Annotated in this window: 16 protein-coding genes; 7 read left to right on the top strand and 9 right to left on the bottom strand. The window is 63.7% G+C overall.

What is annotated here, in order from left to right; genetic code table 11:
* The coding region (locus QZT63_RS06495) for an SDR family NAD(P)-dependent oxidoreductase (protein WP_290649603.1) at nt 1-137 on the bottom strand (137 nt) is incomplete at its 3' end.
* 880 nt (nt 138-1,017) lie between these two features.
* On the opposite strand from QZT63_RS06495, the gene QZT63_RS06490 reads away from it, so the two are divergent.
* Complete coding sequence (locus QZT63_RS06490; RefSeq protein ID WP_290649601.1) at nt 1,018-1,839, top strand: IclR family transcriptional regulator; 822 nt, start codon at nt 1,018-1,020, stop codon at nt 1,837-1,839.
* 20 nt (nt 1,840-1,859) lie between these two features.
* Here QZT63_RS06490 and ispA read toward each other — a convergent pair whose 3' ends face one another.
* Both ispA and QZT63_RS06480 read right to left on the bottom strand, forming a co-directional pair.
* Complete coding sequence (ispA, locus tag QZT63_RS06485) at nt 1,860-2,744, bottom strand: (2E,6E)-farnesyl diphosphate synthase (protein WP_290649600.1); 885 nt, start codon at nt 2,742-2,744, stop codon at nt 1,860-1,862.
* Nucleotides 2,745-2,748: 4 nt separating this feature from the next.
* Complete coding sequence (locus QZT63_RS06480) at nt 2,749-2,991, bottom strand: exodeoxyribonuclease VII small subunit (RefSeq protein WP_290649598.1); 243 nt, start codon at nt 2,989-2,991, stop codon at nt 2,749-2,751.
* A gap of 185 nt (nt 2,992-3,176) precedes the next feature.
* Between QZT63_RS06480 and parE the strand changes: the two genes are divergently transcribed.
* The 3 genes from parE (at nt 3,177) to htpX (ending at nt 8,362) form a co-directional block, all read left to right on the top strand.
* Nucleotides 3,177-5,069, top strand: a complete 1,893-nt coding sequence (gene parE / locus QZT63_RS06475; RefSeq protein WP_290649596.1) for a DNA topoisomerase IV subunit B — start codon at nt 3,177-3,179, stop codon at nt 5,067-5,069.
* Nucleotides 5,070-5,091: 22 nt separating this feature from the next.
* Nucleotides 5,092-7,365 (top strand): DNA topoisomerase IV subunit A, encoded by a 2,274-nt coding sequence (parC, locus tag QZT63_RS06470; RefSeq protein WP_290649595.1) that lies wholly within the window; start codon nt 5,092-5,094, stop codon nt 7,363-7,365.
* A 109-nt stretch (nt 7,366-7,474) separates the two neighbouring features.
* Nucleotides 7,475-8,362 (top strand): protease HtpX, encoded by an 888-nt coding sequence (htpX, locus tag QZT63_RS06465; RefSeq protein ID WP_290649593.1) that lies wholly within the window; start codon nt 7,475-7,477, stop codon nt 8,360-8,362.
* A gap of 43 nt (nt 8,363-8,405) precedes the next feature.
* Here the strand turns inward: htpX and QZT63_RS06460 are convergent, their stop codons facing one another.
* From QZT63_RS06460 to epmB, 3 genes are read right to left on the bottom strand one after another with little or no spacing between them, the layout of a single operon-like run.
* Nucleotides 8,406-10,487: an EAL domain-containing protein gene (locus tag QZT63_RS06460; RefSeq protein ID WP_290649591.1), complete on the bottom strand. Its 2,082-nt coding sequence runs from the start codon at nt 10,485-10,487 to the stop codon at nt 8,406-8,408.
* Between the two features lie 43 nt (nt 10,488-10,530).
* Nucleotides 10,531-12,147: a hypothetical protein gene (locus QZT63_RS06455; protein ID WP_290649589.1), complete on the bottom strand. Its 1,617-nt coding sequence runs from the start codon at nt 12,145-12,147 to the stop codon at nt 10,531-10,533.
* A gap of 7 nt (nt 12,148-12,154) precedes the next feature.
* A complete protein-coding gene (epmB, locus tag QZT63_RS06450) occupies nt 12,155-13,180 on the bottom strand; it encodes an EF-P beta-lysylation protein EpmB (protein WP_290649587.1) in 1,026 nt (341 codons plus the stop codon).
* Between the two features lie 187 nt (nt 13,181-13,367).
* Here epmB and efp point away from each other — a divergent pair, with 187 nt between their 5' ends.
* Nucleotides 13,368-13,934, top strand: a complete 567-nt coding sequence (efp, locus tag QZT63_RS06445; RefSeq protein ID WP_290649585.1) for an elongation factor P — start codon at nt 13,368-13,370, stop codon at nt 13,932-13,934.
* A gap of 106 nt (nt 13,935-14,040) precedes the next feature.
* On the top strand, nt 14,041-15,003 hold the full coding sequence (epmA, locus tag QZT63_RS06440) for an EF-P lysine aminoacylase EpmA (RefSeq protein WP_290649584.1): 963 nt from the start codon (nt 14,041-14,043) through the stop codon (nt 15,001-15,003).
* Nucleotides 15,004-15,039: 36 nt separating this feature from the next.
* On the opposite strand, the gene QZT63_RS06435 is transcribed toward epmA, so the two are convergent.
* The 3 genes from QZT63_RS06435 to QZT63_RS06425 all read right to left on the bottom strand — a co-directional run bounded on the left by QZT63_RS06435 (nt 15,040) and on the right by QZT63_RS06425 (nt 19,671).
* On the bottom strand, nt 15,040-16,452 hold the full coding sequence (locus QZT63_RS06435; protein WP_290649583.1) for a SpoVR family protein: 1,413 nt from the start codon (nt 16,450-16,452) through the stop codon (nt 15,040-15,042).
* A 46-nt stretch (nt 16,453-16,498) separates the two neighbouring features.
* Nucleotides 16,499-17,680 carry a DUF444 family protein gene (locus QZT63_RS06430; RefSeq protein WP_290649581.1) on the bottom strand — a complete coding sequence of 394 codons (1,182 nt, stop codon included), beginning with the start codon at nt 17,678-17,680 and terminating at the stop codon, nt 16,499-16,501.
* Nucleotides 17,681-17,742: 62 nt separating this feature from the next.
* Entirely contained in the window at nt 17,743-19,671 is a 1,929-nt protein-coding gene (locus QZT63_RS06425) for a serine protein kinase (protein WP_290649579.1), read from the bottom strand.
* 312 nt (nt 19,672-19,983) lie between these two features.
* Here QZT63_RS06425 and ligA point away from each other — a divergent pair, with 312 nt between their 5' ends.
* Nucleotides 19,984-22,287 (top strand): NAD-dependent DNA ligase LigA, encoded by a 2,304-nt coding sequence (ligA, locus tag QZT63_RS06420; RefSeq protein ID WP_290649577.1) that lies wholly within the window; start codon nt 19,984-19,986, stop codon nt 22,285-22,287.
* Nucleotides 22,288-22,323 lie beyond the last annotated feature (36 nt).

Below are 22,323 nucleotides of genomic sequence, written 5' to 3'. Positions count from 1 at the left end.
TCTGCGATCGCGTCCTCGTTGATGTCGGCGATCATCAGCTGCGCGCCTTCGCTGGCGAGACGCACGGCGGTGGCGCGGCCGATACCGCTACCGGCTCCGGTGATGACGGCGACGCGGTCCTGAAAGCCTGCTGTCATGGCTGCATACCTCTCCCCTTGCTATGGGCCGCATGGCTGGCGGCCGTGCCGTGCTCGGGCGACTGTCGTAGCAGGTACTGAGCACCACACCATGGCGGGGCCGATGCCCCGCGGCATTGCAACCCATGGGAGTCAGATCGATGCGATGGCTACAGTGGCGCAAGCGCGGCGGCGTGGCGGCAACGGCATCGGTCAGCGCTGTGATACAGCGGCCCTCCGCGTGGCCTTGACAACGCTCGGTATCCGTACCGCTGCGCCAACTCCCCGTTCCCGACCTGCGATTGACGCCGTAGACTGTAATCGGTTGAAAGTGACTTGCGTCGTTGCCTCGGACTGCAGTGCCATGGGCAGACACCTGCGTCCGGATCGCCGCTGCCCGCTCGGCGCACATCGCGCCGAGCGCGGCGTGATGCTCGGTGGCGATGCTGGTGTGGCCGTGGCGAATGAGCAGGTTGTCCATCATGGTCTCTGAGCCGCTGTTGCTCCGCCGCGTTACATGCCTGCGGTGGCGCCGTGCTTGCAGTCGCCGGCCCCTTGAGCCGGCCATATGGGCTTGGGGTAGCGAGCGCTTGCCGTGATTGCCGCCTGGCGCACGGAATGCGCGAGACACCCACGCCGCGGGTGGCCGGTCACGCTATCAGGGAAACGGTACACGCTCATTCCGGTTTCGACAACCGAACATGGATTTCGCCTGGCGGAATAGCGTGGACATACATGGCGAAACGGCATTCCGCACTGTGGACAAGAACGCCGGCTCCAGTGGTAGTATGGGGGTCAAACTGATCGAGTCCGCGTTCTGGTCGGATGCCCGAGGGTGATGCAGCTGGATGGAGGATCTCGCAGGTATCGGTGGTGGGCCGTCTTCAATTGACGAGGGAGCATGCGACAAAAACCAGTAGCGTTAGTTGATTTCAGTGCCGAACAGGAAGAGGGCAAGAAAGACCGCAACTTCGTGATGGCACTCGCGCGCGGGCTTGAGATCCTGCGCGCTTTCCGGCCGTCAGACGGGTTGCTCAGCAACCAGGAAATCGCCGCGCGTACGGGGATTCCCAAGCCAACAGTCTCCAGGCTGACGTATACCCTGACCAAGCTCGGCTATCTCAGTTACTCGAGTCGCCTGGAACGTTATCAGCTCGGAACCGGCGTGCTGGCGCTGGGCTATTCCAGCTTGGCGAGCATGGGCATCCGGCAGGTCGCTCGGCCGTTGATGCAGGAGGTCGCCGACGAGACCGGGGCGTCGGTGTCGTTGGGTAGCCGTGACCGGTTGACCATGGTGTACCTTGAGAACTGCCACGGGCAGGGTGCGTTGACACTGCGCCTGCACGTCGGCTCCCGGATCCCGGTGGCAACCACCGCCATGGGTCGGGCCTTTCTGGCTGTGCTACCGGATAGCGAACGCGGTTACCTCCTGGATCACATCCGGCGCAAAGATGAGCAGACCTGGCCCCGGGTCAAGCAGGGTATCGAACAGGCGATGGTGGACTACCAGGAGAGGGGATACTGCGTCTCTGTCGGTGAGTGGCAGCGGGACGTGAACGCGGTCGGCGTCCCTTTGGTACTCGATGACGGCTCTGACGTGGTGGCATTTAACGCCGGTGGGCCCTCATTCCGGCTCCCGCGCGAGGAGCTCGATGGCCACCTGGGGCCCCGGCTGGTCAATCTGGTACGCACGGTCGAGGCGCGTCTGTCGAGCCATCGATAGCCCGGCGGACGCCATTGCGCTCAGCTGCGCCGTTCAATGATGAACGTTGCCATTTCGCGCAGGCAGTTGGCCTGGCTGTCGAAAGGCTCGAGGCTCTCCAGGGCGCGCTCGACCAGTTCCTCCCCATGACGACGCGCTTCCGCGAGCCCGAGCAGCCCGGGATAGGTCGCCTTGCTCAGGCGCGCGTCCGATCCGCTCGCCTTTCCCAGGGCCTCGGTGTTGCCCTCCACATCGAGGATGTCGTCCCGGATCTGGAACGCCAGCCCGATGCTCTTGGCGTAACGGTCGAGCCGTTCGAGACGGTCGTGATCGTAGTCTGGGTGGCACAGGGCACCGAGCATAACGCTGGCCCGAATCAGGGCGCCGGTTTTGTGCACGTGCAGATCCTCCAGCTGGGCAAGATCGAGCTCTCGCCCCGTGGCCTCAAGATCCAGGGCCTGGCCACCCACCATTCCCCGCGATCCCGCCGCTACAGACAGGCTTGCCACCATCTTCAGGCGAGCTTCGGCACTCACGTGCCCTGGGGTTTCCTCGGCCAGGGCGCGGAAGGCCAGTGACTGCAGGGCATCCCCTGTCAGTACAGCCGTGGCTTCGTCGTAAGCCTTATGGCAGGTGGGACGCCCGCGGCGGAGGTCGTCATCGTCCATGCAGGGGAGGTCGTCGTGGACCAGCGAGTAGGCATGGATGAGTTCCACGGCACAGGCCGGTCCGTTCAGGTGCTGGGGGTCAAGCCCCACGGCCTCGCCCGTGGCGTAAACCAGCACCGGGCGAAGGCGTTTGCCCGTTCCCAATACGGCGTATCGCATCGCCTCGTGCAGGCGCATGGGCAGTGTCGCAGCCTTGGGGAGCAACCGGTCAAGGGCCTCTTCGACCTGCGCCTGGTAGGTCGGCAGCCGTTGCTCCAAAAGCTTACTCGGATTCCGGTTCGAAGGGCTCGACACGGTCTTCGTTTCCCTCGCGGGTGAGAATTTCCACCTTCTGTTCCGCGGTCTTTAGCGCCGTCTGACAGTGGCGCGTGAGCTCAATGCCACGCTCGAAGGCCTTGAGAGAGTCCTCAAGCGAGAGCTCGCCTGTCTCCATACGCTCGACCAGGCCTTCAAGCTCCTTGAGTGCCTGCTCGAAGTCGATGGTCTCGGCGTTGTGTTCCGCCATGCTCGCCCCTCGGCCCTGATATAGGGAATGGACCCGCATTTCCCTGAGAGGGGGGAACGGTAGCGCAGCGTGCGGGAGGGGTCAATTTGCGCACTCGCCGCAGGGCGGTGTGCGCTGTAGACTGCTCACGCCGACGGCGGCTCTCGCCGTCGGGTCCATGCACGCAACCGTTCCAGCGCTACCCTATGGCAGAGACTTATGATTCCGCATCCATTGAGGTCCTCACCGGGCTGGATCCCGTCCGCAAACGCCCCGGGATGTACACCGACACCAGCCGCCCCAACCATCTAGCCCAGGAAGTCATCGACAACAGCGTTGACGAGGCGATCGGGGGTTATGCCCGGCAAATCGTTGTCACGCTGCACCACGATCAGTCCCTGTCGGTGGAGGACGACGGCCGCGGCATGCCGGTGGACATCCATCCTGCCGAGGGCGCGCCTGGCGTCGAGGTGATCCTTAGCCGGCTGCACGCCGGGGGCAAGTTCTCCAGCAAGAATTACCAGTTCTCTGGGGGGTTGCACGGGGTCGGCGTGTCCGTGGTGAATGCACTCTCGCGCCGGCTGGATGTCACCGTGCGGCGGGGTGGCCGCGAGTACCATATCGCCTTTGCCAACGGCGAGAAGATCTCCGAGCTGCGAGAGACGGGCACGGTGGGCAAGCGACACTCGGGCAGCACGTTGCATTTCTGGCCCGACAGCAGCTATTTCGACAGCCCCAAATTCTCCGTGCCGAAGCTCCGGCACGTGCTTCGCGCCAAGGCGGTGCTGTGTCCAGGGCTGGAGGTGGTGTTCCGGGACCAAACCACCGGCGACGAAACGACCTGGTGCTATGAGGACGGGCTTCAGGACTACCTTGCCGGCGCATTGGTGGATCTCCCGGTTTTGCCTGCGCAATTGTTCACCGGCGTCATGACCGGGCGTACGGAGACCGCCGAGTGGGCGCTGGCCTGGCTGCCCGCAGGCGGCGAGGCAGTCACGGAATCCTACGTGAATCTGATCCCCACGCCCCTGGGTGGCACCCACGTCAACGGGCTGCGCACCGGGCTGACCGACGCCATCCGCGAGTTCTGCGAGTTCCGCCATCTCCTGCCGCGGGGCGTGAAGCTGGCCCCGGAGGATGTCTGGGAAAACCTCAGCTACGTACTCTCGGTGAAACTGCAGGAGCCACAGTTCTCCGGCCAGACCAAGGAGCGGCTGTCCTCCCGCGAGTGCGCCACGTTCGTCTCCGGGGTGGTCAAGGACGCGTTCAGCCTATGGCTGAACCAGCACGTGGACACCGCCGAGGCCATCGTCCAGCTGGTGCTGTCCAATGCCAATCGGCGCATGCGTTCATCGCGGAAGGTGGCCCGTAAACGCGTGAGCAGCGGCCCCGCCCTGCCGGGCAAGCTCGCCGATTGCACGGTCCAGGATCCGCAACGCACGGAACTGTTTCTGGTCGAGGGCGATTCCGCCGGTGGTTCAGCCAAACAGGCTCGGGATCGCGAGTTTCAGGCGGTGATGCCCTTGCGCGGCAAGATCCTCAACACCTGGGAAGTCGATCCGGGCGAGGTCATGGCGTCCCAGGAGGTGCACGACATCGCCGTGGCGCTCGGTATTGAGCCCGGTTCCGATGATCTCTCCAAACTGCGCTACGGCAAGGTCTGCGTGCTGGCGGACGCCGACCCGGACGGTGCTCATATTGCGACGCTGCTGTGCGCCTTGTTCCTCAGACACTTCCCCGCGTTGGTCCGCGCCGGCCACGTGTTCGTCGCCATGCCGCCGCTGTACCGGGTCGACGTGGGCAAGCAGACCTTCTACGCCCTCGATGAGCACGAGCGCGAGGGCATACTCGACCGAATCCAGGCCGAGAAGCTCACGGGCAAGATCTCGACGACACGCTTCAAGGGCCTGGGCGAGATGAACCCCGTGCAACTGCGCGAGACCACCATGAACCCGGATACGCGCCGCCTGGTGCAGCTCACCGTGGACGCACCGGAGGAGACCGAGCGGCTCATGAACATGCTGCTTGGCAAACGTGCCGCCGGCGAGCGCAAAAGCTGGCTGGAAAGCAAGGGCAACCTGGCGGAGATCGTGCTTTGAATACTGAACCGAGCGAGCCGTGATGGACACAACACCAAGCCAGGAGTTCGAGTCTCGCCCGCTGCACGAATTCACGGAGAAGGCGTACCTGGACTATTCCATGTACGTCATCCTGGATCGTGCCCTGCCGCATATCGGCGATGGCCTCAAGCCGGTGCAACGGCGGATCGTCTATGCGATGTCCGAATTGGGCCTGTCGGCGCTGTCGAAGCACAAGAAATCTGCGCGCACGGTCGGTGACGTGCTCGGCAAGTATCACCCGCATGGCGACTCCGCCTGTTACGAGGCCATGGTGCTCATGGCCCAACCGTTCTCGTATCGCTATCCGCTGGTGGACGGGCAGGGAAACTGGGGTTCCCCGGATGATCCCAAGTCCTTTGCGGCGATGCGCTACACCGAATCGCGCCTGGCGAAGTACGCACAGGTATTGCTGGCGGAACTGGGGCAGGGCACGGTCGACTGGGTGCCGAATTTCGACGGAAGCATGGACGAACCTGCGCTGCTGCCGGCACGACTGCCCAATGTGCTACTCAACGGCGGCACCGGCATTGCCGTGGGTATGGCCACGGATATCCCCCCGCACAATCTGCGCGAGGTCGCTAGTGCCTGCCTGCGCCTGCTCGACGCGCCGGATCTCTCCGTGGCGCAGCTATGCGAGCACATTGAGGGCCCGGATTTCCCCACAGCGGCGGAGATCATCACTCCGCGCGAGGAGATCCTTAAGGTCTACGAAAAGGGTACCGGCAGCATCCGCACCCGCGCGCGCTATCACGTTGAGGACGGCGATATCGTGATCACGGCGTTGCCGTTTCAGGTCTCGGGCAGCAAGGTGCTGGAACACATCGCCGGGCAAATGCAGGCGAAGAAACTCCCCATGGTCGAAGACCTTCGGGATGAGTCCGACCACGAGAATCCCACCCGATTGGTGGTGGTGCCCCGGTCCAATCGTGTGGATACCGAACAGGTGATGAAGCACCTGTTTGCGACCACCGATCTGGAGAAGAGCTACCGTGTCAATCTCAACGTCATCGGCCTGGACGGGCGCCCGCAGGTCAAGCGTCTCGACAGTCTGCTCTCGGAGTGGCTGCAGTTCCGCACGCAGACGGTGCGCCGCCGGCTGCAGTGGCGGCTGGACAAGGTCGAGGCGCGGCTGCATATCCTCGATGGCCTGCTGACGGCCTACCTGAACATCGACGAGGTCATCGCCATCATCCGCCAGGAGGATGCCCCCAAGCCCGTGCTCATCGAGCGCTTTGCGCTGAGCGACAGGCAGGCGGAGGCCATTCTCGAGCTGCGCCTGCGCCACCTGGCGAAGCTCGAAGAGATGAAAATCCGCGGCGAGCAGGACGAACTCCAGCAGGAGCGCTCGCAGCTGCAGGAGGTGCTGGACTCCGAGGTCAAGCTCCGGGCCCGCGTCGGCGAGGAACTCGCCGCGGATGCGCAGACATACGGCGACGACCGGCGCTCACCGTTGGTGGAGCGCCATGCCGCGCGCGCCCTCAACGAGTCGGCGCTGCTGCCCAGCGAGCCCGTGACGGTCGTCCTCTCGGAGCAGGGCTGGGTGCGGGCAGCCAAGGGTCACGATATCGACCCGGGCTCGCTCAGCTTCAAGGCCGGTGACGGTTATCGCGGCCACGCCCGGGGGCGCAGCAACCGACCGGCCCTGTTCCTGGACTCCACCGGCCGGGCGTACGCGCTACCGGCCCATTCCCTGCCTTCGGCGCGCAGCCAGGGCGAGCCCCTGACCGGGCGGTTGACGTTGCCGGCCGGGGCCAGGTTCGAGTACGTCGTCGCCGGTGATGAGGCTGACTTGGTTATCCTGGCATCGGATGCGGGTTACGGCTTCGTAACCGCGGTCGGTGATTTGCTGTCTAAAAACCGGGCAGGTAAGGCCGTGATCACGTTACCTGACGGGGCCCGGCTACTGACCCCGGTCGCCGTGCATGATCGGGAGACGGATCGCATCGCGGCGATCTCCTCCGCGGGCCGCTTACTGGTGTTTCCCTTGCGTGACCTGCCGCAGCTGGCCAAGGGCAAGGGCACCAAGATCATCGGCATTGCGCCGGACCGGGTCAAACGCCGCGAGGAGCTGCTGATTCGGCTCGCCGCGGTGCCGCACGGTGGTGGCCTTGCCCTCACGGCTGGCAAGCGCACGCTGACATTGAAGCCGGCAGATCTCGACAATTTTGAGGCCGTGCGTGGTCGCCGCGGAGTCCCATTGCCGCGCGGTTTCCAGCGCGTCAGCGAAGTCGGGGTGGTGGAGCCATCGGCTGCGCCACCTGCCCCCCGGGGTTGAACCAGCACAAACGGCCCCTATCTAAGAAAAACACGCAAGCGCACTGGCTTGCATTGAGGACTCACGGTGTTGTGGGTTATCGGGTTTCGCAGGAGGACAGGATCGAACCATGAAGCGGATCACGCTCTTTCTCATGACCAACCTGGGCATCGTTGTGTTGCTCGGGATCATGCTGAATCTCTTTGTCGAGCCGTGGATGGCACGGGAAGGGATGCACATGAACACCACCTTCATCCTGGTGCTGGCCGCGATCTTTGGCATGGGTGGCGCGTTCGTCTCGCTCGCCATGTCCAAGATGATGGCCAAGCGGATGACCGGGGCGAAGGTTATCGACAAGCCGTCCAATCCTTCGGAGCAATGGCTTGTGGACACGGTCCGCCGGCATGCCCGCCAGGCGGGCATCGGCATGCCCGAGGTGGCGATCTACGATGCGCCGGAAATCAACGCATTCGCCACCGGCATGAAGCGTGACGATTCGCTGGTGGCGGTGAGTACGGGCCTGCTGCGACAGATGAGCGCCGATGAGGCCGAGGCGGTGATCGGCCACGAGGTGGCGCACATCCAAAACGGTGACATGGTCACGCTGGCTTTGATCCAGGGAGTGTTGAACACATTCGTAATCGTGCTCTCCCGGGTGGTCGGTATGTTCGTCGACAAGGTGATCTTCAAGAACGAGCGTGGTTACGGTCCTGGCTTCTGGATTACGGTGATTTTCGCCCAGGTGGTGCTGGGGCTCCTTGCCAGCATGATTGTCCAGTGGTTCTCGCGCCAGCGGGAGTACCGGGCCGACCTCGGGGGCGCGAAATTCGCTGGCCGCGAGAAGATGGTCGCGGCGCTGGAGAAGCTCAAGAAGAACGTCGAGCCCTCCACCCTGCCGGAGCAGGTGGAGGCCTTCGGCATCTCCGGCAGGGTGGGCACGGGCATCAAGCGCCTCATGATGAGCCACCCGCCGCTTGATGACCGCATCGCGGCGTTACGCGAGCGGCGTTACGGTTGAGGCCGGATCAGCGTGCGGCGGCGGGCACAGGGCATAGACACGCTCAAATCACCGTGCCTGAGAAGTCATAGTTCATTTCCTTTGTTGGGGCCTGCAGAAAGTGACCCTGCACGAAGTCCGCCTGGTACCGCCAGTAGGCGGCCATGGTCATGGCGTCTTCGACATAGCCGCCAATGACGTGCTTGTGCATCGAACGGGCGTTTTCGATGATGCTCTTCACCCGCTCTTGAGAGTCCGCGTTAGCCGCAAGCCCCTGACCCAGTGAGCGGTCGAGCTTGAGGTAATCCGCTGGCAGGTGCTTGAGCAGCTGGAATGGGTTGGCACCGCTGCCGAAGTGATCCAGGGTGACGGCGCAACCGAGCGCCTTGAGCCCATCGAATGTCCTGCGCGCGTCGTTGAGCTGCGTGACGGCTACCGGTTCGTCAATCTCAAAATTGAGATGGTGCCCCTTGATACCGTAGGCATTCATGCGCTCGTCGAGATACTCTACAAAGCCGTAATCGGACAACGTCGGGCCGGAGAGCTTGATCATGAGCATCAGGCGGTTCGCCCTCTCAAGCTTTGGCTTAAGTGCCCGCAGTGCATTATCTACCACCCAGCGATCGACTTTGGCCATGATGCCGGCGTGCTCCGCATGCGCGACGAACTCTGTGGGGACGAGTTCGACACCGTCCTCGCCTCGCAGGCGGATGCGGACCTCGTAGCGCCCGGAGGTGTCTCCGGTCAGTGAGGCAACCGGCATGTAGACCAAGTAGAATCTGTTCTGCTCGAGCGCGTCCTCGATGACGTCCTGCCAGCCCTCGTTGCCACCGCCCGGATTCTCGCGCTCCTCCGCAGCATACAGGTGTACTCGGTTACCTCCCGTCGCGCGGGCCGCTTCGCAGGCTTGATGGGCGGCTGCAATGGCATCCTTGGCCTCCAAGGTGTGCCCGTCCACCATGACGGCTCCCACCGTGCACGTCGAGGTCACGGTGTGCTTGCCTGCCTGGACGATATGCCCTTCCACCCGCTCGCGGACGGCTTCAGCCAGGGCCAGAGTATCGTGAACGTTGCGGTGCGGTAACAGCACCAAGAACACATCGTCGGCGAACCGCCCGGCGGAGTCGCCGTTGTCCAGCTGCTCGGAGACAATCTGCGCCACGTCCTGGACGACTTTGTCCCAGGCGTCGAGGCCGAGCGTCTGCCGAACGCTGCCGAGGTTGTCCACCTGAATGTAGAGCAGGCCGTGGCTGATCTTATCATCCGGCGCGATAGCGCGAACGCCGTCTGCCAGCACCTCGAGGAAATCCATGCGGTTGGATAAGCCTGTGAGGAAATCCTTCCTGCTGGGGGCCTCCGGCTGCGCTTCCAAGTCGCGGTGACCGGACTCACCTCGGATCAGAACCTGTGTGCAGGCCTCGCCCTCGACACTCGCAGCCGACAGGCTGACATGGACGGGTAGCGCATGGTCCTGCACGACCATGGCGACACGCATTTCGGGCTCGGCGCTGTCGCCCTTGGCAAGGCGCCGGAGGAGGTTCTTGAATGCCGTCTGATCCTCCCGGGTGATCATGTCCAGAATAGGCGTACCCTCAATGTCCTCTAGCCCATCGACGCCGAACTTCTGCAGATAGGCCTGGTTGGCGTATATGTGCATGCCCTCGTGGATATAGGCAATGGCATCCCGGGAGCTGTCCAATAGAGCGCTACACCGGCGCTCCGATTCCTTGAGCGCCTTTTCCATGTGGTACAGACGCCGGCGTTGCCGTAGATGGGTGAGTTCACGCCGTACAACGAGTTTCAAGTGCTCGAGGTCGTTTTTACAGACCAAATCGAAGGCGCCGGACTGCATGGATTCCCGGCGCAGTTCCAGGCTGTCCTCGTCGGCAACGGCGATCAAGGGCAGATCGCGCGCGCTCTCCTGGATGGTATAGGCTGCATCGGCCAGAGGCAGCTCGTCGAGGTGCAGCGAACACAGAAACAGCTCAAAGGCATGGTCCGACAGGGTCTCGCGAAGATCCTCTTGATCCTGAATGCGTGTCGCGCGCACGGCATGGCCCGCGTTACGCAGCACACTAATGAACATCTCGGAGTCATTGAGAGAGGCATCTGCCACCAGCAGCCGGAGGACGTCATCCTGATTCATGGATTCCAAATTCTGCCTGTCGTTGCGGCGGGGCGGGACGGCGTCAATCGACGTCGCCTACGTCCTTGCGCCGGTAAATGTAACGCGCGAACCCTGATGTGCGTTCGATGCACGCCCCGAGCATGACAGCTGAACGACCGCCGCCTGAATGCAAAACAATCGGCTTACCCGTGTTGTATCCCAGCGCCGGCGTCACCAGGCTGGCTGGCACGCCCAGCTGCGTGACCTCGGGCGTCAGCAGGGCCCCGGTGGGTATGGTTAGACGGCCATCCGAAACTTCTGCCTGGATCTGAACGGCCCTCGGACAGGGGGAGATCACCTGAATGCCAGCCTGAATGTTCTCCCCCGGATGGTGCCGTAGCCAGCGGATGACGCCAAGCTCCCACGACGCGTCCAAGCCTTTGGGGCGATCGCGGATCAGTACGAGTTCACCGACGCGCGTCGTGCCTGGCGCCAATGTTTCGGCCATGAGCAGGTAGCCTTCCGCGGAGCGGTTGGTCACGCGCCACCGGCTGTCTACGGCCGTCGAAGGCCTGGGCGCGGCTTCTTCGCCTTGATTCCTGGTCGGTTGTGTTTCTGCCAGCAAGTCCTGTGTGGGGTAGATCATTTTCCAAACGTCGTCTTGCGGAAACCCGGCCCTGGGTGCCCGGGATTCAAAGGTGGCCGATTTCGGGGCAGCCGTGTCGGCGGACAGGGCGCGGCAGATTCGTGTCAGCCCGGTGATCATGGTCATCTCACCGGTCGAATGCCGCCGTGGGAAGCGTCGAGGTGCCGTCGCGGAAAGCAGCCTGTAGAGTTGCTCGGCATGCTGGCGTTCCTCCGCTGTCATGGGCGTGGTCGATCGCCACAGTTGTGCGCGGCGCTGCAGTGTGCTGTTCATGGCTGTCAGCAGTGGCGTGGTGATCAGGGCCAATGCCTGCTCCGGCGCCGGGTCCATGGACGTGATTAAAAAGGGGCCCGCATCGCTGTTCGGGTCCACTGCCAGGCGTGCCGATTTGCCTGTCCGCGCCGGGGCAAAATGCAGGTAGCGGCTCCAGCGCCCGCCCTGGTCGTACAGACCCAGCACTTCACTGCTGGACAGGCCCCAGGGGTTGCATGCGGCCGTGAGCAGCGCCTGGCCATACGCCGGAACAGGTTTACGGTAACCCGCTTCCAGGCCATGGGTGTGCAGCAGTGTCCACAGGCCCTGCGGCGGGTCAACGTGGGCCAGATAACACTCGACCAGGGTCAATCCCGCATGGTGCACAATCTGCCCGCCGGCGTGGCGCGCCCGGCGGCCGAGACCTTGATCGGTGGCATGAATCAGGCGGTAGGCCCGTATCAGGCTGCTGTCCATGTGCAGTGCAACTTGGAAATAGCGCAGGCTTGCCTCGGGCAGCGGTTGCGCTGCGTCGCGGTACGCTTCGCGCAAGCGCAGCAGAAGCTGCGCGGCATAGGGTTCCAGGCACCGCAACAGCGACAGGCGCCGGGGTGAGCCGACTCGGGCCCGATTCAGCGCTTCCAGCTGATCGATGAGCTGCTGAGCCGCTCCCAGGGTATGCGCCATCGGGAGATCCGACAGCCAGCGCCTGAGTGCCGCGACCTGCAGGATGCAGGGGCTTTGGGCTGGATCGGCTTTGCCATCGTCGGCACTGAGCGAGGCAAATGAGTCGCTGGTCATGCGGTAATCATCCATGAAGCGATGTCGATAGTGGGGTCTTGGCCGGGGCGCCCGGGTCTTCCCGCGCGAGCCTGGGCACCAGGTAACCCGGTAGCCTTTCTGTCAGTGTTGCAGCCAGCGCCCGAGCATCCTCTTCCCGGACCAGGTAATGGGCGGCCCCCGCAACCCGATCCAGCTGGTGCAGGTAGTACGGGAGCACGCCGATGGTGAACAACCGTTCACTCAGCGCCGTCTGCGCGGCAACACTGTCGTTGATGTCGCGCAACAGCACGGTCTGGTTGAGGAGCATAACACCGGCGTCACGCAGACGCCGACACGCGTGGTGTACTTGCTCGTCCAGCTCGTTGGCGTGATTGGCATGCAGCACCAGGACGGGCTGCAGACGGCTGCCCGTCAGCCAGTCCAGCAGCGCGGTATTGACGCGCTGCGGCAAAACCACCGGCAGGCGCGAGTGAACGCGCAGCCGTTGCAGGTGGGGGATTCGCTGTAACTGCTCAGCGAGCGCGGCCAGGCGGTGGTCCGGGAGCGTGAGCGGGTCGCCGCCACTGAGGATCACCTCTGTGATGTCCGGGTGGTCGCGTATATACGACAGCGCCGGTACCCACTGCTGTCGGGCTGCGTGGGCATCGCCGTAGGGGTAGTGACGGCGGAAACAGTAGCGGCAATTGATGGCGCAAGCGCCGGTGGTAATCAATAGCACCCGTCCATGGTACTTGTGGAGTACACCCGGCGCGGTCATGGCGGGCAGATCACCGACTGGATCCTGACTGAATTGGAAGTGGCTATCCTGTTCCTCGGCCAGCGGCAGGACTTGACGTAGCAGTGGGTCATGCGGGTCGCCGCGGCGCATGCGCGCGACAAACCCGCGTGGCACACGCATGGGGAAATCCTCATGGCCCGACTGTGCGGCTGTTAACCAGCGCTCCGACAGGCCGAGGGCCGCCAGCAGATCCCGCGGATGGCGAAACCCCCGTGACAGTTCCTTCTGCCAGGCTGGAGTGCCGATATCTTGGCTGAGTGCGCCTGCGGACATACCTGGGTTCAGCGCTTCCTTGTTCTAACGTCGTCGATTTTTCGTTAGCATTCGGGGCCGTGTCGACCTGCCAGCGCCGGCGTTGGGCAGTGCCGCTCGACAACAGGACCAGAGTCCACACTAGCACATCAGCCGCGGGGGCAGCAGGCTGCATGCACGGGCGATCACACTAGGCAATGGTGAAATAATGGCGACGTATACCACCAACCAGTTCAAGGGCGGACTCAAGCTCATGCTCGACGGCGATCCCTACAGCATCGTCGAGAATGAATTCGTGAAACCTGGCAAGGGCCAGGCGTTCAACCGGGTCAAGCTCCGCAATTTGAAGACCGGCAAGGTGCTCGATCGGACATTCAAGTCCGGTGAGTCCGTGGAAGCGGCCGACGTGCTGGACACCGAACTCCAGTACCTCTACAACGACGGCGAGTTTTGGTATTTCATGGATCCGGAAACATTTGATCAAGTCGCCGCCAATAAGGCCGCCATGGGTGATGCAGGCAAGTGGATCAAGGAACAGGATATCTGCAATGTCACCCTGTGGAATGGTGAGCCGCTGCAGGTGGATGCACCGGCTTTTGTCGAGCTCAAGGTCACCCAGACCGACCCGGGTGTGCGAGGTGACACCAGCAGCGGGGGTAGCAAGCCGGCGACGGTGGAAACCGGGGCCGTTGTGCGGGTGCCACTGTTCATCGAGGAGGGCGAGGTGCTGAAAATCGATACCCGCTCGGCGGAGTATGTGGGTCGGATCAAGTGACTCCGCCGGCGTTGATGACGCCTGCGATGGGGGCGGCTTCAGCCACACCTCTGGGCGACCCTGATGATCGGTCTCGCCCCAGGCTGGGCCCGCGGGCTGGCGGGCGATGACCGATTCCTGGCGGCCCGCTGCCACCCTTGAGACTCTGCGCGCACGCGCCGAATTGCTGGCATCAGTGCGTGCTTTCTTTCGCGAGCGAGGGCTTCTGGAGGTGGAGACACCCACGCTCTCGGCCGCCGCTGTGGTGGACCCGCATGTGGAGTCCCTCGAGACGGCCTACCAGGGGCCGGGTGGACCGTTGTGCGGCCAACTTTATCTCCAGACGTCTCCGGAATTCCCGATGAAGCGGCTCCTCGCTGCCGGGGCGGGATCCATATGGCAGATCGCCCGGGTTTTCCGCAATGGCGAGCGGGGCGCCCGGCACAACCCGGAGTTCACGATGCTGGAGTGGTACCGCTGCGGCTGGGATCACCGCGACCTCATGGCGGAGGTGGCGGCTCTTGTGGCTAGCGTCATTGGCCCGCGGCAGAGCCGGTATCACACCTATGCATCCCTGTTTACGCCCTACGGCATCGACGCCCACGCCGACGCAGCGGCGAAGCTCGAGGATGCGGCCTGCCGGATTGGCTTGGTGCCGCCCGCCGCGCTTTCGCGCGCGGCGCTGCTGGACTTGCTGTGGGGCCACCGCATCGCTCCGGAACTCGGACGGCAAGGTATCGATTTCGTCTACGATTTCCCGGTCGAACAGGCAGCGCTCGCCCGCGTGCGCCAGGGCGACCCGCCCGTGGCGGAACGCTTTGAGTGCTACGTGGACGGCATGGAGATCGCCAATGGTTTCCACGAGCTGGTGGATGCCGACGAACAGCGCCGGCGTTTTCTCGCCGATCAGGCGACACGACGATCCTGCGGCCAGCACGTGCCGCCGCTGGACGAGCGCTTGCTAGCGGCGCTTCGGGCTGGCCTGCCCCAGTGTGCGGGTGTCGCACTGGGGCTCGACCGGCTGTTTATGGTTGCACTGGGGGCGAGACACATCGACGAAGTGCTGGCGTTTCCGCTGGAGCGGGTGTGATCGCTCCGTGACTGGCAGCGCCGCACGCCGGCGCTGCTACTTCTCGCCGATCTCTGGCGTGAGCATCTTGGGATCACCCGCATGGTCCACGGTTTCCAGACGCACCGGTCGCCGCCAGATCCGATGGATGTAATTCAGGACCTTTCTCGAGCGGTTGACATCCAGTCCGCGCCCATCGTTGTGGTGATCATGCGCGAGGTCCAGGCGGCCGTCGAGCCCCATGGAGCGCACGTAGATGCGAGGGCCGCCGTAGTTAAACTTGGGCGAGAGAATGTTCTCGCGCAGGCTGTCGATCTCCCGGTCGCGGATAATGTAGCGCTCCTCGCCACCGGCACCTGGACGGCGCGTGTAATTGAATAACTCCAGCTCCGCGGCGAGGTCTTCGTCAAGGAAGTTTCGGATGAAGCTGAAATCGTCCTCGTCGCGGCGGATGGCCAGGGCTTCGTCCAGGGTGCAGTCGCGCATGATGCGCTCCCACATCGAAAAGCCCAGGTGGTAGGGGTTTACCCGCAGAGAGACGGCGTCGTCGCCAGCGTAGGGCCGGACCACGTCGGAGTGCGTCTTGATCGCATCCAGATACACCCGATGGGGCAGGAATTCGGCCTCACGCAGCAGCCGCGCATGCCAGTAGCTGGCCCAGCCCTCGTTCATGATCTGGCAAGCGAACACCGGATAGAAATAGAACGACTCCTCGCGCACCGCCAGGAAAATGTCGCGCTCCCAGTCTTCGAGTTCCGGCGCATAGCGCGCGATGAACCAGAGCAAATCGTATTCGGGTGCAGGCGGAATCGGGACCCGCTCTTGGGCCGGCGGCGGCTCTAGAGGCTGCTCACCGGGCAGTTGGTTGTAGTGGCGCTGGAACCCCTGGGCTTGAGGGCGAACGGGCCTTTCCCGCGTCACCGGGTAATCGACTCGGTTAAGCCCCTGGTTGACGTCCACGTTAGACTCCAGCGCCAGGGCGGCATCGAGCACCGCCTCCACCCGGCGCTGCCCACGATCCTCGATGGCCGCCTGGATGCGGTTCGCCCGCGCGGCTGCCTGCTCGACGATGTGATAACCCACTTCGTGCTGCATGCGCGCGAACAGCTGATTATTGCGGGAGAAGTCTGCGTGCCCGAGCACATGGGCCGTGACCAGCGTGTTCTCAGGCAGGGCGTTGTCGTCCACCAGATAGGCGCGGTTCGGGTTCCCCGGAAACACGACCTCGAAGATCTTCGAGTGGCCCATGCGGTGCTGGACATACTGGTAGATGTAGCGCACTCCGAAGGACCAGTGCGGCATGCGAACCGGCAGTCCATAGACGGCAACCTCCATCATGAAAGTCGCCGGGACCAACTCGAAGTCCACCGGATAGAAGCTCAGCCCGCGATCCTTGGCCAGGGCCTCGATACGCGGTGCGTAGTCGGCCAGCTGCTCGTTGCTCATTTCCGGGCCGTGAATATGCTCCACTGTCACCTCCTGGCTTGTGCTGCCGGGGTTGGCTCGCCTGGCAGGTTTAGGCGCTTTGTGCAGTGCTCGCCTGCCGTCGGAAGAATGCGCGAATCGCCTCCCAGATGTCCTCATCCGCATGGACGGTGTAACTGCTCACCGGGTAGTTGCGGGCCTCCAGGGACTTGAACAGTCGCCCCGTCTCCGAGCGCGCCGCCTCGAAGCGGTTCTGCGGCGTCTCCACCAGACCCATGAAGTTCACCCGCCCGCCGAGTTCGGTGGCCAGCGATTCCGCAGCCTCCCGGTCATCGGCAAAGTTGTCTCCGTCGGATGCGTAAAAGATGTACTGGTTATACTGAGCCGACGGGTAGCGCTCGTCGAAGATATCGCGCACCTTGCGAAAACCGCTGGAGGCAACGGTTCCGCCAGTGGCGCTAATCTGGAAAAAATCTTCCTCGCTGAATTCCCAGGCCTCATTGGTGTGGGCAACGAAGACCGTTTCGATGTTGCCGTACTGCCGCCGCAACCCCTGGGTCGCCCAGAAAAAAAACGCCTTGGAGAGCTTGCGGCGGTTGGCGTCCATGCTGGCGGAGACGTCCAGAATGAAAGCCACGACCGTGTTCATGGCGGGCCTGCGACGCCGCGAGAGCTGCCGGTAGCGCAGGTCATCGTCGGTGAAGGGCACCGGATCGGTCTGCACCGCCCGGCGCTTGACCGCCTCTTTCACCGTCCGGCGGCGATCCAGACGCGACCGCGGACCGCGGCGATCCCAACCCTCGGGGGTGAGTTCGTCGTCCTGCAGGGCATCGGCGGTCTTGGGCTGGAGGTCGGGGAGTTCCAGCTCCTGCCAGATCCAGTCGACAATGTCGTCCACCTTGAATTCCAGCACAAACTGGAATTCCCCCTCACCGCTGCCTCCCTCGCCACTGCCCTTGCCGCGTCGCGGTTGGCCACCTGTGCGGTAAATGTCGCCCGGCTTACCGCTGCCCTGGCCGACGCCATCATCTTCGTGGGGATCACGGAGCCGAAACCGGTAATGCTCCATGAAACGCACAGGCACCTGCAGCGTCCGATCGCCGGGGCGGCTCAAGATATCCGACCCGGTCACCATGTCCGGCAGGTGGTCACGGACGGCATCGCGGACCTTCTGATTGTGCCGCAACCAGTCGCGTGCACCACGGGAGAATAGATCGTACCAGCGATTCCGGACCGCCATACGGGAGATGGGTTGTGTGTCGTCGTCGCGCATATCGCCCCCGGGAAAGCATTCTGGGTCCGGGCGGCCAAGCCTCCGCCCGAACCCCGTGACGCCTACTCCTGGGAGAGCAGGGTGGTGACGTAATTCAGCGCCTCGCGCGCACTGTGCGCGTCATACCCGTAATCGCTCACCAGGCGATTTTCCACGGCAGACACTTTCTTCTGGGTCTCGTCATCCGGTCGGGCACTGGATGTAACCAGCCGGAGCACATCCCGTCGCTCCTGGAATAGGTACTGCTCCACCGCCTCACGCAGTCTCGCATGACTGCCAAGGGTGAACTTATCGCCGCGCTTGTAGGCCCCCATGGCTTTGCGCACCACCTCCTGGCGGAAAGAGTGCTTGCCGGCATCGGAGATGCTGATCTTCTCCTCGACACCACGCAAAAAGCGTTCGTCCGCCTCGCGTTCCTCACCGGTGATGGGATCCTGCACCTTGCGGTTGTCGAGGACCGCCTCGACCTCGTCCAGGTACTTGTCAAGCAAGTCCTGCGCTTCTTGCTCAAAGGACACGAAGAGCGCCTTGTGAACGTCTTCCTTGACCCAGTGGTTGTAGAAGTCCTTACGCGTGGTCACCAGCAGGTCCACCCAGGCTTTCTTCTCTTTGATGTCCATGCGTGCGTCGGAGTCGATGGCGTCCTTGATCGCGATAAGCACATCCAAAGATGTCAAGCTCTTGTTTTCGCTGCGACTAATGGCGCCGGCGAGGGTGTTCACCACGAAGCGTGGGCTGACGCCATCCATCCCTTCGTCAGGGTTTTCGTTGCGGATCTTCTCGACCTCCGAGCGCGAGACGCCTTCCACATCCTCGCCCGCATGCAAGCGCACCTTCTTGGTCAGGTCCAGGTCGGCACGCTCCGAGGGCTTGAGGCGCGTGAGCACCGCGAAGACGGCAGCGAGCTTGAGTGCATGCGGATCAAGGTGCACTTCCTTGAACGTCGGCGTGGACGAGGTGAGCTTCTGGTAGATGCGCGCCTCGTCGGGATAGCGCAAGGTGTAAGGCACCTGGATGATGACCATGCGGTCGAGCAGTGCCTCGTTCTCCTTTTCCTGGAGGAACTTGCGGAACTCCGCCAGGTTCGTGTGGGCGACGATGGTCTCGTCCATGTGGATGAGCGGGAAGCGTGAAACCTTGATGTTCTTCTCCTGGGTCAGCGTCAGCAGAAGATACAGGAACTCGCGCTTGACCTTGAGAATCTCGATCATCTCCAGCATACCGCGGTTGGCGGCATAGACGGCGCCGGACCACGACCAAGCCCTTGGGTTGCCCTCATCGCCGTACTCGGCGACCTTGGACAAATCGACGGAGCCAACCAGGTCGGCGATGTCCGCTGTGGTCGGGTCGTGGGGGGCGTAGGTGCCAACGCCCACGCGCCCGGCCTCGCTGATGAACACACGCTCCACCGGCACCTGAGTGAAATCTCCCTCGTATTCCTCCTCCAGCATGGCGCGGGTGTACGGCGAGAGTTCGCCGTCGATGTTGACGCCGTAAGTGTCGCGGAACTCGGCACGCTTGCTCTGCGGGATGAGCAGCAGCGGATTCTCGTGAATCGGGGAACCTTTGATGGCATACATCGCCCCCTCGTCCGTGAGGCTGTACTCTTCCAGGCCGCGCTTGAGTAACGTCACCAGACTGGACTTACCGCCCGAGGGCGGCCCGAGCAGAAGCAGCAGTCGGCGCCCGACCTCAGAGCCCTCGCTCGCGGCCTTGAAATAGTTGGCCACACGTTCCAGCGCCTCGTCCATGCCAAACAGGTCGTTGGCGAACAGGTCGTAGCGGGTGATGTGTTCGCCTTCGTCCGAACGCTGGCTCCCGTGCCAGCGAATCATGTCCCAGAGGTACTGGTGACTGGTGCGCGCCAAAGCAGTCGGCGCTGCGGGGAGTACCTCACGCAGGAACGTTCCGAACGTTCCTTCCCAGTGTTTCGCTTTGTGTTGCTGTGTGTAGCTGACCAGGGAGTCGACGAACTGATCTTTATTTACCATAACCGGCCCTCTGCGGAATGCTGGTAACGCGAGACTTCACTATGGTGACCGGCCATCGCTCCCGACCTGTTGCACGTGCCCGGAGCCGGTCACTACACGCCCACGCTCATCTGCTTGGATTGGGCGTCGAGTGGTTTAGTTCCTAATGGCGTCAACCCTTATCCCCATTATGATCCTCGTTGTCACGGTTTTCTGCCCCGTTGCGGGGGATAAATTCTTCGTTTCATGACAGCGTTCACGCTTTGCCCGTGCGCCGGTAGACTGGCTGCGCTCGTGCGGGGAAGCCCGTCCACAAGCCAGCGAGGAGCGACAATGAGCGCATCAACCCCGGAGGAGGCACGCGCGCGGATTACCGCGTTGCGCGAGCAGATCGACGAACACAACCACCGCTATTACGTGCTCGATGAGCCCATCCTCGCGGACGGCGAATACGACGCCCTGTTGCATGAGCTCCAGGCGCTGGAAGCGGCGCACCCGGAGCTGGTGACCCCAGGTTCTCCGACCCAACGCGTGGGTGCGGCACCGGCCGAGGGGTTTGGCAAGGTGGTGCATGGCCAACCCATGCTGTCGCTGGAGAATGCCTTCGATGACGGCGAACTGCGTGAATTCGATCGCCGCGTGCGCGAGCGTCTGGGCGCCGCCTCGGTTACCTACATTGGTGAACCGAAGCTCGACGGTCTATCCCTCAGCATCCGCTATGAGCACCGTCTGCTCGTCCAGGCTGGAACCCGCGGTGACGGCCGGGTGGGCGAGGACATCACCAACAATGTGCGCACGGTGCGCAGCGTCCCGTTGCGCCTGCGTGGGGAGAGCGTCCCGGAGCACCTGGAAGTGCGCGGCGAAGTGGTGATCCGCCGCCGGGATTTCGAAGCGCTCAATACGGCGCGCCTGGAACGTGGTGAGCGGCCGTTCGCGAATCCGCGCAATGCCGCCGCGGGTAGTGTGCGGCAGTTGGATCCGAAGGTCGCCGCACAGCGTCCGCTGACGCTGTTCGCTTTCGGGGTCGGTGAGTGCAGCATCTCACTGGGTGAGACCCACTGGCAGGTCCTGGAGCAGCTGGGCGCCTGGGGATTTCTCGTCAACCGCGAGGTCCGCCGCCTGGATGGTGTGGAGGCGTGCCTCAACTACTACCGGGAGCTGCGGGAGCGTCGCGACAGCCTGGATTACGAAATCGACGGTGTGGTGTTCAAGGTGGACGATCTGCGTTTGCGCGAGGTGCTCGGATACACCGCCCGTTCTCCGCGCTGGGCGATCGCCTCCAAGCTCCCGGCTCGGGAGGCGACGACGCGTGTTCGCCGAATCCTGCCGTCCGTTGGCCGCACGGGGACCATTACGCCGGTGGCGGAGCTGGAACCGGTGGAGGTAGGGGGCGTGAGGGTCGGTCGTGCCACGCTGCACAATCTCGATGAGGTGCGGCGCAAGGATGTGCGTGAAGGCGATACTGTCATGGTGCGCCGGGCCGGGGATGTGATCCCCGAGATCGTCAGCGTCATTCCCGAGGCCCGGCCCCAGCGTGCTGAACCCTGGGAGATGCCTGGTCATTGCCCGGCGTGCGGCGCCGAGGTGATCCGCCCGGACGGCGAGGTCGACTACCGCTGCATCGGCAGCCTGCAGTGTCCGGCCCAGCTGAGCGAGTCGATCCGCCACTTCGCCTCGCGCCGAGCACTGGATATCGAGGGGCTCGGTGACAAGGTGGCTGAGCAGCTGGTGGATACCGGACTGGTGCGGGAGCTGGCGGATGTCTTCACGCTCGACAAAGAGCAGTTGCTCGGTCTTGAAGGGTTTGCAGAGGTCGCCGCCACGAATCTGTTGAAGGCCATCGAGGCGCGGCGCCGGGTTCCTCTGCACCGGTTGCTGTATGCCATCGGTATCCCGGGTGTCGGCGCCGATACGGCCCGCCTTCTCGCCGCGCAGCTCGGGGATCTGGACTTCATTCGTCGGGCCCACCCGGTGCTGTTCGCGCTGGTTCCGGGCATTGGCCGCACCATGGGTGAGGAAATCCGTGCGTTTTTCGCCGACGCGCGCAACGTTGGCGGACTGGATCGGTTGCTCGAATTCATCGAGATCGAGGGTGAGGAGGGGGTTGCTCCGGAGTATGCGGCGGGTGTCGCAGCGGCGGCCATTATCAGGGAGCTGGGCCTGCCAAAGGTTGGGCCCAAGCGGGCGGCGGAACTGGCGGCGAAAATCCAGCGGCTGGACGAACTGCCGGAGCTGCCGGTGCAGCGGTTGCCGGTCGCCGGCACCGAGGGCGAGCGCTTGTGCGATGCCCTGCGACAGCACAAGGCCGACCTGCGGGCGATGGATGAGCTGCTGTTGGCCAAAAACCTGCACTGGACCAGCGATCGCTCCCGGGCCCGTATCCGCGGCGCCGAACAGGCAACAACCCCACTGGCGGGTAAGACGTTCGTGCTGACCGGCTCGCTGGAGCGTCTGACCCGCGATGAAGCCAAGACGCGCATTGAGGCCCTGGGAGGCAAGGTGACAGGCAGTGTCTCGAGCAAGACGGATTACGTCGTCGCCGGGGCTGCCGCCGGATCCAAACGGGATAGAGCCGAACAGCTCGGCGTGACGATTCTCGACGAGTCGGCATTCCACGAGTTGCTGGGCGAGGAGTGACCCCGCCGGCGGCGTACCCTCGGGCGGGGGGGGGGG

It is taken from the genome of Aquisalimonas sp., assembly GCF_007120195.1.
In the GTDB taxonomy this organism is placed as follows: Bacteria; Pseudomonadota; Gammaproteobacteria; order Nitrococcales; family Aquisalimonadaceae; genus Aquisalimonas.
Note: the sequence above shows the minus strand (reverse complement) of the source record. Positions and strands in the feature narration are given on the sequence as shown.